Genomic DNA, 15,655 nt, shown 5'->3' on the forward strand with positions numbered 1-15,655 from the left:
TGAGAAGCTTAACTTCCGTGTTCGGTATGGGAACGGGTGTGACCTTCTCGCCATTATTGCCAGACTATTTAATTGAAAGAAGTTCAATTATTTCCAATTCTAATTGACTTCTACGCTCTTTTTTCTGAGCGACTTTGTTATCTTAACACGTTGTGTGTTTAAGGACAATAAAAATTTTATTATTTTTGATCACTTGGCCAGGAAACGCCTCATTGACCTTAAACATATGAACCATGTTATGGTTAAGGTTTGACGGGAAAGTAAAGTTTTTTCCTTTTCAGCACTCATTTGGTATAGTGAAAAAAATGGGGGTTAATAGCATGAATTTCTTGAAACTGTTCCAGCAATTTCCCGTAAAAGTTTTAGCGGTCGCACTTCTGATTATTATCACGGTTTATTTGATTCGAAAATCTATCAAGCTCTTCTTTGATAAAACCAGCTTCTTGGATGAAAAGCGGGAAGAGACACTAATGCATTTCACCAAGCAGGTGACAAAGGTCCTGGGATTTGTGTTCTTTTTTATTTATGTGCTTAGCCATTTCTTCAACCTGGCCAAGTTTGTGACTGGTTCAGTTGTCGTGGCAGGTGCCTTGGCAGTGATCTTCCAGCATATCATTCGTGATTACATAATGGGGCTGACCTACTTGTTTGAGCGCCAGATTCATCACGGGGATTATGTGATTATCAATGGAAATCGTCAGGGAAAAATCGAGGAAATCAGTATGCGCCACCTGAAGATCCGCCAGTATGACGGATACCTTTATACGGTCTCCTACAGCAGCATTACGGAACTTCAGAACGGGACCAGGGGAAGGCGCCGGGTGAACGAAAGCCTTGTCCTTAGTTATAAGCAAAATCCGGACGATGTCTTCAAGGTAATGGACGAAGTGGCACAAATATGTAACGAGAAATACGGTGAATTCCTTCTGAAGGATGAGAATGGTGTTCCCATAGAGAGTTTCAAATTCAACCAAATCACCGAACTGAACGTTGATTTCAGAGGGCATCGGTATTCATTATCCGGTCTTGTAAAGGAAGAAGATTTCGTAGAAGCGGGAAAAAAGGTAAGGTATGAATTAGCGATGGCTGCCTACAAATACGACTTGATGATGGCAGAGAGCCTTAACACAAGTATTTAAAAAGCAAGAGTTGCTATATCTCTTGCTTTTTTCTATGGCTACGATTTTTTCACCATTTATTGGAGGATATAGAACGATCTTTGCAAAATCAAAAATTACTGGGCCCGTTTGAATGGTAATTTTCTGGTGGGTATTCTATTATCTTTCCTCTTAACTGTTCTTCTTCGGGTGCAGTCGCTCCTGACTTTTTATTAAAATAAACAGCAATTCCACTCAATAATATGACAGGCAAAAATAGATATAACCACATCAATAATAAACACCTCCATCATTCACAAACGTTTTATTTACTATTATATTGTAGAACCTCAATTTATCCCATTATTTCTATAAAATCCCCTCATTAGTACCCTCCGGCGGAACGTGGAAAGAACATACTTGAAACTCCATTTGGAGATATTAAAAATAGGAGATGATGAATATGAAAATAAAAATATTTATCGTAGTTTTACTTCTTTTTTGTTCTTTTGGTCCCCCGTTATTAATAAATGCTGAAACAAAAAATAACAATGGGGAAATTTTCCGAAAGTTAGCTCGAGCATTATATTACAAAGATGAATCATTGCTAAGATCTTTGACAGAACCTTCCGTTAAAATCCCTGAAATTAGAGAAAACACCACTATCAACAGTCTTCAGACTCTGCCCTCCCCTCATAAAAACATGTATGTCATGATAGGCAGTTTTAAAGATTGCTTGGATGATGGTAAGGGCGGATGTGGGGATCGAATCGCCTTCATTTGGGAAGTGTCCATGAAAAATGACAAAATCACGAAAATAAACGTGATTTCAGATGTTGCAAATCCTTATATGAACGAGCTCATACTGACGAAAGAATACAAAGAAAAATTTAACAAACAAATATTCGGGGCAGGCTACTTCCCTTTTAAAATCACACATGTAAGCGGAAAAATTTCTGGCGAGAAAATCACTATCTATTATAAAAATATAAAAATGACCGGGGTAGTGAAAATACAAGCAAGACCAACGGCTGGCGAAATCATTTTGCCTAAAATGAACATGTATAAACAGGTGGCCCTGCAAAACGGAGGCCATGGTTTTATCGGAAAATTGCCTGTTGGATATGAAATCATCTTTTTAATTGACAACATTCAATATAACGTAAAATTGTATAGTGATGGGAAGCATTACAAGCCATCAAAAAGTGATCTGATTAAAGTCGCAAATTCAATGTTTCCGCCGAAATAACTTAAGCCATTGCTTTTGGAGGGATTGCACACTGTGAAGAAGGTTCTACTGATTACTCTTATTGTGACGCTGCTATTCCCGATCCCTTCGTTTGCTGAGAATAAAGAGGTCAAAGCTGCTTTTATTAGGGATGGGAATCTTTGGACGTTGATCAACAACAAGGAAAAACAAATCACGAGTACTGGAAAAGTCATCGGTCAGCCTAAATGGTCAAAAGACGGACAATGGTTATTGTATCAAAACGAAGCGCCCTCAATGCATATGGATAAAGAACTTCAGCATGAAATCTGGGCTTATCATCTGCAAACAGGTGAAAAAAAGAAAATATTTTATGACGGGTATTCCCCCACTTGGTCACCAAAGAAAAATGTTATCGCCTACAATCAAGAAGGCATATTAGACATATCTGATTTCACCCGATTCTATAATATTGCAACCGGTGTGAACAGTTTTACTTGGCTGCCGGATGGGAGCGGGTTTATGCTTTCATCAGCTGGCACACTTCGACCCGACGGTTGGACGAGCGCCATCCTTTTCACAAAAAAAGTCGGAGATGATTATAAAGATATTGTTCTATTTGGAGGTGTTGATCGTTTATTCAAGCTTCCAAGAGAAATTGGTACAACAAAGGACAACAAAATCATTGCGGTGTATGCAGAGGATTTTAACTATTCTCCTAGTAAAAAATGGATTTCATTCATCGTCTCACCTACGGCTTCCTGGTCAATGGATAGTAACATGCTGTGTGTTATATCCAGCGACGGCAAGAATTTTAGCGTATTAGATGAACTTATTTTTGATATCGGAAAGCCTAAATGGGCACCCTCTACTGACACTATTGCCTATATAGCAGGCGGCGGAAGAATTGTTTTCGGGTTTAAAAATAAAGATTTAAAAATAGAGGTAATGCCTGCATCGACAAAATACACACCAGATAATTACATCGACCTTGATTTTGATTGGATATCTGATACCGCAATTGTTTCGTCAAGAAGCAAAGCAGCCGAATGGACGAATGATTTCACCAAGCATCCTTTACCGTCCCTGTATTTCATTGATCTTAGGTCAAATAGACAACAAAAAATAACAGATCCGCCTAAAGGATATGGTGATTATAACCCTATATACGTTAAGTCGATGGATCAGCTTGTTTGGTATAGAAAAACATCGATTATTGATAACACCAGAAACCTTTGGAAAGCAAATACGAATGGGACAGATGTAAAGCTATGGTTAAAAAACGTGGATACAATTGAATTTTATGAAGGTAGTTTATGAAATCCAGCCTTCAAAACGAAGTTGAATATTTCTTTTATAAAGTAAAATAGCGCCAATTTAGGCGCTTTTTAAATTGGAGATTAACTTTAAGGATGAATTTAAATATCCCCTAGTTTATCTTTTTTTAAACTGATTTCAATTCTAGAATATGAACTTCATAGATAGAAAAACACATAAAACCGAACAAGCAAAAAAGAGTAAAGCTGTCTTAAAATTCTTTCTGAATTTAATACCGTAGGCACAAAAGAAGATAGCCGCTGCTAATTTAGAACAACTTTGCAAATAAGGATGATTTGAAAAAATGGAATTGCTTAAAATAATTGAGGCTAGAAGAGTTATGGCAATTAGTATTTTGAACCACAAAGGTTCATTCAGAAATACTTTAATCATAAATTTTATCCTTTGCATAGGGGATAGCTCCCTTCAGAATTCTATATATTTATTTAAACATATGTTGATATTTCAAAACTATCCAATAAATTAATGGATGCTGCCGTAGCCCCTCGATCAATAAGCACTCTTTCGTTTAAGTCCATTCGTTCCCCAATCCCACTATTAGTTTACTTGCCAATAAACTTTATTTAATCTGTACACTCGGTTTACATGGCATTAACAATCTGATGATATGATTGGTTTACCAACTTATGAGGAGGCAATACAAATGAATGTGCGAGCAGTATTTATTGATATGGATGGTACACTACTAAAAGCCTCAAACACCATTTCCCGCCGAAATATGGAAGCCATTAATAAACTCTTGAATCAGGGAGTCATGGTTTTCTTAGCTACTGGACGGCACTATGAAGTAACTGCTCCCTATCATCAGGAAATTGGATTAAAAACTCCCATGATTTGTTTGAATGGTGCCGCTATTCACAAAGCAGAGACAGGCAGAGCAATGCAAATGAAAACCATCCGCTTAAATGAAGAACGATTCCACCATCTGACTGCTGAATATCCTTGTAATGTTTTGATCCATACAGCAAATGGACTTTATTGTAAGGAAACAAATGAGGAAATCGATTATTGGACGAAAATTGGCCGAATACCGCCCCAGTTTATTGGAGATTTAAGACAGGCAAATTATCAAGATGTTCTTAAATATAGTGTTCGAACAAATACACCGAGTCTTGAATTATCCATTTTGTTTAAAAAAGAAGCAGCAATCATTAACTGGCATGACGGGTTTGAAATGGTTGCTCCTGATGTTTCCAAATGGTCTGCTATCAAAAGCTTACTCCATTCCTATCGACTTAGTCCAAATGAAGTCGTAGCCATTGGAGACGGACCCAATGATGTAGAGATGCTTAGGTCTGCCGGTACGGGTGTGGCTATGGGGAACGCCAGCGAAGAAGTTAAGGCAGCAGCTGATTTTATTACAGGGCACCACGAAGAGGATGGATTAGCTGAGTTTATAGAACGATATCTTCTTAAACCATATTCATCATATGCTATTTAGGGTTATATTAAATAGCATTTATAAACAACGGACAGGTGTGTGATTTTTCTCGTTCATACCTGTCCTTTTCATATTTTAAGTTTAGATAGTGTATCCCTCAATTAATGTTCCGTTACAATAATTACTTTATTATTGAATTTAACCATTCTAGAAAACTCAATCTATAAATCGAATATTGCAACAATATATAAAGTAAAAGCCATGATAAATATATTAGTTAATATTTCTTCTACAACTACGAAATTTCCTTCTTCAACTTCTTGCGACTTAAAAACCTTCGCTATTGTTTGTCCCTCCCTTATTCATCATGTGTGATAGAATGAAATAAAAAATAAGGCAGTTGATATAAGGTGATGAATTCCCCCTTTGTTAGAAGTGTAATTTTAAAGAGAGACGATGTACCTGCATTTACAAAATATCCGTTCAATTTGCCCAGTATTAAGAATTTAGATCAGCTGACCTTTCATCCAAAGGTTACCTACCTTATCGGTGAGAACGGAATGGGAAAATCTACTTTATTGGAGGCCATTGCCGTTTCCTTAGGCTTTAATCCAGAGGGTGGATCATTCAACTTTAACTTTTCGACGTTTGATTCACATTCTGAATTAACAAACTATATTAAACTTATTAAGGGTATCGATAAGCCCAGAGATGGCTTTTTCTTAAGGGGTGAAAGCTTTTATAATGTGGCTTCCAATATTGAGGAATTGGATGAAGGCGGCAGAGGGCCGAAGATCATTGATTCTTTTGGAGGACAATCCCTTCATGAACAATCACATGGGGAAGCATTCTTCTCCACCTTTATTCACCGTTTTGGAGGAAATGGCCTTTATATACTAGATGAACCAGAAGCTGCGCTTTCTCCCTTACGACAAATGTCAATGGTTACCAGAATTCATGACTTAGTCAATCAACATTCCCAACTAATAATTGCTACCCATTCACCGATTATTATGTCTTATCCAAACTCTATCATATATGAGTTAAGCGGAGCAGGACTCCAAGAGAAAAAGCTGGAAGAAACCAATCATTTTCAGATTATGAAACAGTTTTTTAATGACCCTAAAAGAATGCTTCATCATCTTTTGGAGTAAAAAGTAAAGTTTATATGGCATTAAAAACAATTATTAAAAGCCAGGAAAATTATTCTCATTTTGCTTGAGTTTATTTACTCTTCTCTTCAACCTTTTTCAAATAACTTTAAAATCACTACTACAAGGGGGATAAGATGGAACAAAAGAATCATTTAACAAAATTAAAAAAGTACGCAAGAAAACTTAAACAAAATTTATTTGTACTATATTTATCATACAAAGATAATAGAGTACCGTGGTACGCTAAATTGGTTGCTATTTGTGTAGTTGCTTATGCTTTTAGTCCTATCGATTTGATCCCTGACTTCATTCCTGTATTGGGTTATCTCGACGACCTAATTATTGTTCCACTGGGCATATCACTGGCATTAAAGTTAATACCACCTTACGTTATTGAAGAAAATAGAGTAAATGCTGAAGAAATCAGGAAAAATGGTAAACCAAAAAACTGGTTTATTGCCGTACTATTCATTCTGATTTGGATTTTACTTGCGTTTTGGGTTGGTAAATTTTTATACGGAAAATTTCATTTAATACCCATGTAATCAACTACATGGGGGCACTAAATGAAAAATCACCCACAAAACTATGTGAGTGATTGCAAGGAGTAAGGAGCGCAAACAATTACTGGTTATCTCATTCTCCATCTTAGCAATTACCTTTGTCGAATAAGCTGAGGAGGCCTTCTAATACTGCCATCCTTTATCGTTTTTATTTTGTTAAATGATAAGGTACAGTTGAAACTACCACATTTCTTCGATAAAGCAAGAAGGTTCGAATAAGTAAACTTGATTGATTATGAAGAATATTGTGCCAACCTTTTTTAGGTATAAATTGTGGAATGACCACTGTTACCCGAAAATTCCCTTCACTAGCTTTATGCTCAACAATATCCACGAATTTAGCAAGTGGGTTAATGATACTTCTATATTGAGAGTGCAGGGTAACCAATCTTACATCGGGCTGCCATTGCTTCCATTTTTCTTCAAAGTTCTTCTCTTCATCTCTTTCAAATGCAACGTATACAGCAATTATTTGATCAGGAGAAAGAGATTTGGCATAATTTAAGGTATTTTCTACAACATGGGTCATTCCAGCAACAGGCACTATCATCACATTACCCTCTATGGTTACAGGCGGTTTACAGGTTTTAAGGCTAAGCTGATCTCCAACAGCTTCATAATGCTTCCTAATTCGATGGAAGAGGTATACAATGATAGGCAGAAAAATTAAGATGGACCAAACATGTGAGAATTTGGTCACCAAGAACATTAAGGTAACGGTTAAGCTAATAAGGGCGCCCGTTGAATTAATGATAAATTTTGGAACCCACCCCTCGGGCTTCTCTCGCAGCCATTTAACCATCATGCCTGATTGTGACAGAGTAAATGGAAGAAAGACTCCAACTGCATAAAGCGGGATAAGCGACTCTGTGTGTGCTTGAAAAGCAAGGATCAGCAGAATAGAAGCAACTCCAAGGATAATAATGCCATTTGAATATCCTAATCTGTCCCCTCTAATAAGAAACATTCTTGGAATAAACTTATCCTTTGCAAGATTAACCGCCAACAAAGGGAAAGCGGAATATCCTGTGTTTGCAGCCAGGACTAATATCAATGCTGTGGTTCCTTGTATAAAGTAATAGAAGAAATTTCTCCCGAAAGTTTCTTCGGCAATCTGGGAAACTACTGTCACTTCTGCACTTGGAGAAATCCCATAATAATAGGCTAAAAATACAATTCCTGAAAACAGAATGGCAAGTAAGGCTCCCATTGCCATTAATGTTTTCGCTGCATTGTTAGGAGCTGGATCTTTAAAGTTAGGAATGGCATTCGATATGGCCTCAACTCCTGTTAGGGCGGAACTTCCTGAAGCAAACGCTCTTAATAGTATAAACAAACTAATTCCTGCTATAGGTGTTCCAATGGGCGTGTGTAATTGAGGCGAAACCCCTCCTGTAACAATATTATACAAACCCACACCAATTAATATAAACAAAGCCAAAACGAATAGGTAAACGGGGTAGGCCAAAATCGAAGCTGACTCCGTTACCCCTCTTAAATTCAAAATAGTAATAAAAATGACAAATGCAATCGCAATAGCTACATTATGGTTATGTAAGGTGGGGAAAGCAGATGTGATCGCATCGGTCCCTGCAGACACACTTACAGCAACTGTTAATATGTAGTCGACCAGTAGTGACCCTCCAGCTATTAAACCTGCATTGACACCTAAATTGCTTTTTGATACCACATATGCTCCTCCTCCCTGAGGATAAGCAAAGATAATTTGTCTATATGACAATATGAGGGCCGTTAAAAGAATTAACACACCAACTGCAATAGGAATCGAATACCAAAAGGCTGCCGAACTTACTGTAACTAATACGATCAAAATTTGTTCAGGACCATAAGCCACGGAAGATAGAGCATCCGATGAAAGGATGGCTAATGCTTTCGTTTTGTTAAGTTTCTGTTCTCCTAACTCCTGTGATTTTAAGGGTCTACCAATTAACAGCCTTTTTATAGATGAAAACATTAATTATTCACACCGCCTAATAATGTCAATAAGTTTTTTACTCTTAACAAGAGTAAATCTCAAATAAAGAGAAAATATTAAACTCATAAAAAAAGTGCCTACAAGTCAGATTTAAATAGACCTGTAGACACATCAGATTTCTAATGTCACAAGCTCCACCTTCCTTCTCATATAACGCTTACGAGGTTAGCTGTCGGATTCGGACCTTTGAGTAGCCCTACCTTAAAAGGATTCACCCCTGGGTTAAGTAACAACCCGCAAAATGGTTCCCCCGTACCTATGGGTTTCAGCGATTTAGAAATTTGAAACTGTGATTATAGTACTCCTATATTCAGCAATTGTAAATGGATTTTTTTCATAAAGCCAGTAGATAATCAGCGAGGGTTCACCCTCAATATTTTCTTGATTCGATGATAATAGAAGATGGTCTCCGTTTTTCATTTATTAATTCTGGCATTTTTTCTAATCCTGTTGGAATTGACTCTGGCTCAATAATTTTTTCAATTATAAGACCGTTGTCTATAAGAGTATTAATTAATGTTGAAATTGTTCTATGATCCCGTTAACCCAATTATTCATTTCCTTTTGAGCTGTTACTATTGGATGTTCTGTTGAAAAGATAAATTCACCATCATTTTTTAACAGACCTCTTATTTTCTTCATTAGATGTGAGTAATCTTCTATGTAATGCATAACAAAGAACTTATTATTAAGTCGAATTTCTGATCTGGCAAATTTAGTTCTTCTATAGGTACACACATATAATCTATATTTTCGTTTTTGTTATACATTTCAGCTTGTTCATTTTGGTATATCATAATTCGAAATTCTCTTTACTCTATAAAAGATAACCCTTCTTCCTTCAAAGCAGACCTAAGTTTAGGTAAAGAAGCTGGGCCCATACCGTGAAATTTTAAAATCTCTCTTTCACTATATATCGATAACTTCTGTAAAGAAACTATACCATTGTTTTCTAAGGCCCGCCTTGCTGGTGCTGATAGCAATGCAAGAAATCCATTTTCAGGTTTGCGTTCCTGCCCACATCTCGGACAGGTTGGACATTCGCTATTTTTATAATATGTATGCCCTTTGTTACAAGTCTTTAAATTATTGTTAGTAGAAGTCATTTTTAACATGCTCCTTACATTATAAAATTTTTCATATTAATAATTCGAGAACTCAGATGTTAATACCTTCTTGAACATAAGCTACCCCAGTTGAACAAGCATTTCACTTTCTTTAAATGGAAATTTATTAATACCATAGCTCCATTAAAAACAGAATGTGTCCAAGCACCCATCAATATATATTCATCAAAGAACAAAAGTGAATTAAAATACAGGATACTTATTTATGTGAATCGGAGGGAAAAAGAATGTTTAAACCTAATCCCGGTAATACAGCAATTGTCATAACGGACCCACAAAATGACTTTCTGTCCCCTGGAGGTAAAGGATACCATTTAACAAAAAAAAATATTGAGCAGTATAACACACTTGGTAACCTTGAACTTCTATTAAGTACAGCAATGAGTAAAGGATATCAACTTTTTGTTTCCCCCCATTATATTTATCCGCATGATTATCGTTGGCAATTTACAGGAACGGAACAAAAAATGTTATTAAAGCTTCGGGTATATCAAAAACAAAATGAATATACTCTTCCTTCTGTAGGAGCTGACTGGGTTCCATCACTTAAGCCTTACATTTTAGATAACCGAACAATCATTGCGACCCCGCATAAAATTGCTAGTCCACAGACAAATGATTTAGTTTACCAATTACGGCAGCAAAGGAAAGAAAAGGTTATTTTGGCAGGCGTCCTATCAAACGTTTGTGTAGAATCGCATATGAGAGACTTAATCGAAAATGGATTCCAAACAGCTGTTGTATATGATGCCACTGCCACTATAAGTGATAAAGACTTTCAAGCAGCAATTACAAATTATCAGGCATTTAGCAGTGCTACGTGGTCCACTCAACAGGCGATCTCTCAATTATAATTCTTCCTTCACCATCTCTTGAATAATATTAATTAAATTTTATTAAAAAAATTCTCTAATAGAGGTGAGAGGTATTTTAATTAAACTTTACTAAGCCCCCTTCTTTAATTTGATTCTTTTCAAACCATCCAAGATTGACTTCGAGAGCATAATAATAAGAAAGTTCCGGATCATAAGTAGGGCATTCATCCTCATGACAAGGCACCATATCCAGTATTTTTAGAATTTTTCCATCTGAATCAAGAAAAGCAATCGATAAAGGGATTAAGGTATTTTTCATCCAAAAACCGTCATATGTTTTTCCTGAAAACACAAATAGCATCCCCTCGTTTTCAGGTAATTCTTCAACAAACATTAAGCCCTTATCCCTTTTTTTTTGAGTATCTGCAACTTGAACGGTTAATTTAATTGTCATTTCTCCATTTGATACTTTTATGATTTTAGTTTGAAGATTTGTTTCTTTTTCTTGACGAAAAAGAAAACCCATTAATTTTTTAATATTTTTCAATGTATTCACTCACCTTGTCTTTTCCCTTTAAAAAAATAAGGAAGAAAAAGTTGGAGATAAAAACAAGAAGAAATAAACAGGAAGCTCCTTTTACTAAATACTTATGTTTTTGTTTTTACATTGAATACTTTATTTTCCATAATCAAAGCTATGTTAAATAAAAAGATTAAGTCAGTATACTTCAACAAAACTGCTTCGTAAGTGGAACAAGAAAAGCGACTGCCTTTATTGAACAATCGTTACCTGTTTGTTAAATCTGAGGTTAGTGTTTCAACAGCAAAAAAAACCGACTTATATCGGTTTAGCAATTACTTTTTCTTAAGCCTTTTTATAATTAAAGTCCCTGTTTACATTATTCATTTGAATTCCATTCATATCGAATATCAGGTAAATTTTCTTCATTTTCATTTCCTCTACCAATGATTCTAAATCCATTCTTTTCATAAAATTTTTGTGCGTTTTTATTTACTTCAAATGTATATAATGTTAATCTCCCACTTGATTGTTCTTTTACCTTGTCTAGTAATGTTTGACCTATACCTATTCCTTGATAATCAATATGAATATAAAGTTGGCAGATCTCCTTTTCATTATAGTCAATCATTCCAACTACTTTGTTATCAATTAACGTTAAATCTATTTCAAACTGTTCAGGTAATATATGATTTAAAAAATTAATATGATTTTCAAAGCTATGAATTTCTTTCTGACCAATAGCCCGTTCTTTACTATCTCGCCACATTTCGACTGTTTGTTCCGCATACAAAGGATTATAATGAGTTATTTCGAATTTGGGTTTGTTCACAAAAATACCTCCTTAATACAACAGCGTTCCTAAAATCTAAATAATCTTTTGTATTCGATTATTCGAAAATGAAAATAATATTTATACTTCATTGTATTCGGAGGATTTTATGGTTCAGGAATTAATCTCAATATTCAGATTTTCATTACCATTAATGTACATACTAGCCGATTGGAAATACGGTGATTGGAGAAATTGGAAAAGATATTATCCAACAATCTTATTTTATATATGCGTGAATTTAGGGATTTCTTACCTAACTTATGATTTCCCATTATGGAGATATAGCGATAAATTCTTAAACAGCCATAAAATTACTGACTATATTCATACAATTATTTCCTTTCCTGCATTGTTATTTTTATATCTTTCAAATTTGCCATTGAAGTCATCTCGGTTTAAACAAATAGTTTATATTTTATGTTTTGTTATAATACTTTGTATAATAGAAGCCATATTTAGGTTTGCGAAAGAAATCTTATACTTCAATGGTTGGAATTATTGGTGGTCAGTTCTCGTATGGCTTTTCATGTTTATTGGAGTACGTTTACATTATACAAAACCTCTTTGGGCATGGTTATTATGTTTTGTGTGTACTGCCTTTCTTATTTTTTATTTTCACATACCAATGAAAAGTTAATTTTTTTCTAATAGGCCCCAGACATCATCCTATTCCGATTATCAATAACCATAAACTCAAGTTACTTAGAAGGTTTCCAACATACTCTAACTTCCCCTTTAAACAACTGTTCATCCTAACTAACTCCCGAACCAAAAATAGCAGCACTAATATATTTAGCTGAAATTAAAAAAGCAGATATCGCAATAAGTGCAACACCAGTTCCCCTTTACCCATTATACGAAGAGGATATATTACTGTTTTGGAGGTTGAATTATGAAAAATGGTAGTTTGTCTATTCCAATTAATCGAGCGTAAGTAAACAATTGACCTTTATGATGAATCTCATGGTCAATCATTGTACTAAGCCATATTTTTCCTGATGCAATAAATCCATTGAAATCCAGCTGTTGTTCCAAATCAGAATCAGATAATTTTTTAAAAGTGGATCTAGTTTTCTCTGTATACTCACTAACAATATTTTTAATATCTTCAATTGTTTCAAAATCATTTGATGAATGGGAAAAAGTAAATTCACCCTTCTTTATCCCTTGTACAAACCTGTCGGATGATGCTGCAATGTGAATCGCCAAAGCTCCTAGCGATAATGCACCACTCCAAGGTTTATAATGGATGTGCTCATTACCAATTAAATCAAATAAATCGTGAAGTACCTTCCTATGACGCATCCAATGCTCAAAATACTCATTTTCTTTATACATGTAATACCCCCAAAAAATTTTAATACTATTTTCATTCTATTTCTTGAAGCTGAAAACCTTTATTTTAGACATCGATAAAGCACTTATTTTGTAAAATGTAAAGTGTTAAATAGTATACAAAAAGGAAGCAGACCTCCCATCTGCTTCTTTTATTACCATATTTTAATTTTTTAAATCACATGGTCCTGAACTTCATTTTCAACCGATTTAAGCTTTATGGTATCCCAATTGGTTCGGTAAAAGCGAACCATTACGCCGATTCCAAACACCGTGAGATACGAGTATAAGGAGATCCATGCGCCAATACTGCCCCAATCTAGGATAAACGTTAATAGATAACTGAGGGGAACAAAAAAGAACCAGCCTAAGAACAAAGAGATTTTTAATAAAAACGAAGTGTCGCCAATCCCCCTAAGACCACCGGCATAAAAATTTAATAATCCATCAAACAACTGTAAAAATGCCGAAATCATGATTAATTCTGCGGCTATTTTATATACTTGGACATCGTGGGTATAAATCTTTGCAATCGGTTCTGCCAGAAAAAATTCAAAAGCTCCTAAAATCAATAGAAAGATACAACCTAAAATTGAAGTGTTGGTCCCGGCCTTTCTTCCAAGTATTGATTTACCTCTCCCGACTTCTTGACCAACCAGAATGGTAGCTGTGGATCCAAATGCAAAAGCCGGCATAAATCCAAGACTCATCACACTTAAGGCCACTTCATTGGCGGCTAATGCATTTGTCCCTAATCTCGTCACAAAGGCAGTAAAGACAAACATAGCCATTGCCATTGAAAATTCCTGTATCCCCAATTTGGCGCTTTCTCCGAAAATTAATTTAGATTCTGCTAGGTTGAAAGCAATTTTTTTGCGAGTTTCATATTTTGGATGTAACTTTATGAAATAAAAATAAGCACAATATAGAAACGTGACCAATTCACCAGCAAAAAAGGCGATCCCCGCACCAATCAAACCTAATTTAGGAAGTGAAAAATTTCCGTAAGTCAATCCATAAGTTAGAAAAATCATCAAGGCTCCGCCTATAATGGTACTGATCATGGGTGTTTTGGTATCTCCAATTCCGCGGAGAAATCCGTGAATAACAAAGGTGAAAATCGAAAATACCATCGCAAAAAAACGTAATTGTAAATAATTTTTACCATCGCTAATCATCTCAGCTGAACTTCCCAACAACTTAAAAATAGGTTCTGGAAATAGTAACCCAACTATTAAAACCACGGTCGCAGCTGCTATACAAAGATAAAAAGCTATATAGGTGCGTTCCACACCTTTTTTCATAGTGTTCGACCCATAATTTTGAGCCACCAAATAATTGGTTGTGTGCCCTATCCCCGAAAATAAGGCCCAGGCATTATACATAATAATGTTCGAAACACCCACGATTGCAATCGCCAGGGCACCTAATTGGCCAACTAATATAAGATTGATCGTTCCTGTCAGTGTTGATGAAGCGAATGAAGCAATTGAAGGTATGGCAAGCAGCAGTATCTTTTTCCATTCTTTAAACATTTTGTTAATCTCCTATGACCCCATTTTAAGAAACTAAACTTATTAGGGAAAAATAATGCCTCCATCTACTTTCAGGAATATTCCCTATAATATTTATTCTATTAATTAAGAATAATTCCTTCTTAAAGTGACCAAAAGATAGACTGCTGCCCCCCACATGACTAGCGCTGATATTTTATTTAATATCTGCAAAAAGTTTCCAGATTTATCAAGCTTCCCACTCATTCTCCCGACCAGCGAAAGTCCAAAAAACCAAACCCATGAAACCAAAATACATGAGAAAGCAAAGATTACTTTATCTTCCCCTTGGTATCTTAATGAACTTGTACCAATTACTCCTACAGTGTCCATGATGGCATGAGGATTCAGTAAGGAAACAGATGCTGCAAACAGTACTTGTTTCTTTAAAGAAAATTTATTCCCACTTTCTTCTCTTTCATTATGAGGTTTACTATTCCAGGTAGTCCATCCCATATAGATTAAAAAAATACAACCTACCCCAATTAGAATCATTTTAACCCAAAATGAACCTAAAATAAGAAATGACACCCCCAACACAGATACCAAGATTAAAAGGGTATCACACAACGAAGCTGTAATGATGACTGGTAATGCATAAACAAACCTCGGCTGTAATGCCCCTTGATTAAAAACAAAAACATTTTGGACACCAAGAGGAAGAATCAGCCCTAGTGCAAGAATAAACCCATGAAAAAATGGTTCAAACATTTAATTTTCGCCCTTTCTTGTGA

15 protein-coding genes, 1 rRNA gene, 1 pseudogene and 1 riboswitch are annotated in these 15,655 nt (G+C 35.5%); of the genes and pseudogenes, 8 read left to right on the forward strand and 9 right to left on the reverse strand.

The window, feature by feature from the left end; translation table 11 throughout:
- A 5S ribosomal RNA gene (gene rrf / locus GXK58_RS00005) occupies positions 1-64 on the reverse strand; the annotation flags it as partial.
- A 256-nt stretch (positions 65-320) separates the two neighbouring features.
- On the opposite strand from rrf, the gene GXK58_RS00010 reads away from it, so the two are divergent.
- The 6 genes from GXK58_RS00010 to GXK58_RS00035 all read left to right on the forward strand — a co-directional run bounded on the left by GXK58_RS00010 (position 321) and on the right by GXK58_RS00035 (position 6,722).
- Positions 321-1,139: a mechanosensitive ion channel family protein gene (locus tag GXK58_RS00010; protein WP_160718645.1), complete on the forward strand. Its 819-nt coding sequence runs from the start codon at positions 321-323 to the stop codon at positions 1,137-1,139.
- Between the two features lie 421 nt (positions 1,140-1,560).
- Positions 1,561-2,346, forward strand: coding sequence for a hypothetical protein (locus GXK58_RS00015; RefSeq protein WP_160718647.1), 786 nt, complete (start codon positions 1,561-1,563; stop codon positions 2,344-2,346).
- A gap of 33 nt (positions 2,347-2,379) precedes the next feature.
- On the forward strand, positions 2,380-3,624 hold the full coding sequence (locus GXK58_RS00020) for a TolB family protein (RefSeq protein WP_160718649.1): 1,245 nt from the start codon (positions 2,380-2,382) through the stop codon (positions 3,622-3,624).
- 661 nt (positions 3,625-4,285) lie between these two features.
- Positions 4,286-5,083: an HAD family hydrolase gene (locus tag GXK58_RS00025; protein ID WP_160718651.1), complete on the forward strand. Its 798-nt coding sequence runs from the start codon at positions 4,286-4,288 to the stop codon at positions 5,081-5,083.
- Between the two features lie 353 nt (positions 5,084-5,436).
- Complete coding sequence (locus GXK58_RS00030) at positions 5,437-6,177, forward strand: AAA family ATPase (RefSeq protein ID WP_160719712.1); 741 nt, start codon at positions 5,437-5,439, stop codon at positions 6,175-6,177.
- A 134-nt stretch (positions 6,178-6,311) separates the two neighbouring features.
- A complete protein-coding gene (locus GXK58_RS00035) occupies positions 6,312-6,722 on the forward strand; it encodes a YkvA family protein (protein ID WP_160718653.1) in 411 nt (136 codons plus the stop codon).
- A 166-nt stretch (positions 6,723-6,888) separates the two neighbouring features.
- Here the strand turns inward: GXK58_RS00035 and GXK58_RS00040 are convergent, their stop codons facing one another.
- The 3 genes and pseudogenes from GXK58_RS00040 to GXK58_RS00050 form a co-directional block, all read right to left on the reverse strand.
- On the reverse strand, positions 6,889-8,715 hold the full coding sequence (locus tag GXK58_RS00040; protein ID WP_160718655.1) for an APC family permease: 1,827 nt from the start codon (positions 8,713-8,715) through the stop codon (positions 6,889-6,891).
- Positions 8,716-8,874: 159 nt separating this feature from the next.
- Positions 8,875-9,017: riboswitch (cyclic di-AMP (ydaO/yuaA leader) on the reverse strand.
- Between the two features lie 89 nt (positions 9,018-9,106).
- Positions 9,107-9,518, reverse strand: a pseudogene (locus tag GXK58_RS00045) (class I SAM-dependent methyltransferase); the annotation flags it as partial.
- A gap of 30 nt (positions 9,519-9,548) precedes the next feature.
- Positions 9,549-9,842 carry an RNA polymerase alpha subunit C-terminal domain-containing protein gene (locus tag GXK58_RS00050; protein ID WP_160718657.1) on the reverse strand — a complete coding sequence of 98 codons (294 nt, stop codon included), beginning with the start codon at positions 9,840-9,842 and terminating at the stop codon, positions 9,549-9,551.
- Positions 9,843-10,090: 248 nt separating this feature from the next.
- Here GXK58_RS00050 and GXK58_RS00055 point away from each other — a divergent pair, with 248 nt between their 5' ends.
- Complete coding sequence (locus GXK58_RS00055; protein ID WP_160718659.1) at positions 10,091-10,717, forward strand: cysteine hydrolase; 627 nt, start codon at positions 10,091-10,093, stop codon at positions 10,715-10,717.
- Positions 10,718-10,793: 76 nt separating this feature from the next.
- Here GXK58_RS00055 and GXK58_RS00060 read toward each other — a convergent pair whose 3' ends face one another.
- Positions 10,794-11,225, reverse strand: coding sequence for a DUF192 domain-containing protein (locus tag GXK58_RS00060; RefSeq protein WP_160718661.1), 432 nt, complete (start codon positions 11,223-11,225; stop codon positions 10,794-10,796).
- Positions 11,226-11,577: 352 nt separating this feature from the next.
- The gene (locus GXK58_RS00065) at positions 11,578-11,967 is read right to left on the reverse strand and encodes a GNAT family N-acetyltransferase (RefSeq protein WP_442862444.1); all 390 of its coding nucleotides are present in this window, start codon (positions 11,965-11,967) and stop codon (positions 11,578-11,580) included.
- A 217-nt stretch (positions 11,968-12,184) separates the two neighbouring features.
- Between GXK58_RS00065 and GXK58_RS27660 the strand changes: the two genes are divergently transcribed.
- On the forward strand, positions 12,185-12,670 hold the full coding sequence (locus GXK58_RS27660; RefSeq protein ID WP_442862445.1) for a CBO0543 family protein: 486 nt from the start codon (positions 12,185-12,187) through the stop codon (positions 12,668-12,670).
- Positions 12,671-12,903: 233 nt separating this feature from the next.
- On the opposite strand, the gene GXK58_RS00070 is transcribed toward GXK58_RS27660, so the two are convergent.
- The 3 genes from GXK58_RS00070 to GXK58_RS00080 all read right to left on the reverse strand — a co-directional run bounded on the left by GXK58_RS00070 (position 12,904) and on the right by GXK58_RS00080 (position 15,632).
- Entirely contained in the window at positions 12,904-13,371 is a 468-nt protein-coding gene (locus GXK58_RS00070; protein WP_160718665.1) for a DinB family protein, read from the reverse strand.
- Positions 13,372-13,541: 170 nt separating this feature from the next.
- Positions 13,542-14,903 carry an MATE family efflux transporter gene (locus GXK58_RS00075; protein WP_160718667.1) on the reverse strand — a complete coding sequence of 454 codons (1,362 nt, stop codon included), beginning with the start codon at positions 14,901-14,903 and terminating at the stop codon, positions 13,542-13,544.
- A gap of 105 nt (positions 14,904-15,008) precedes the next feature.
- Positions 15,009-15,632 (reverse strand): LysE/ArgO family amino acid transporter, encoded by a 624-nt coding sequence (locus GXK58_RS00080; RefSeq protein WP_160718669.1) that lies wholly within the window; start codon positions 15,630-15,632, stop codon positions 15,009-15,011.
- Positions 15,633-15,655 lie beyond the last annotated feature (23 nt).

This window comes from Bacillus sp. USDA818B3_A (genome assembly GCF_009928415.1).
Taxonomy (GTDB): Bacteria; Bacillota; Bacilli; order Bacillales; family Cytobacillaceae; genus Neobacillus.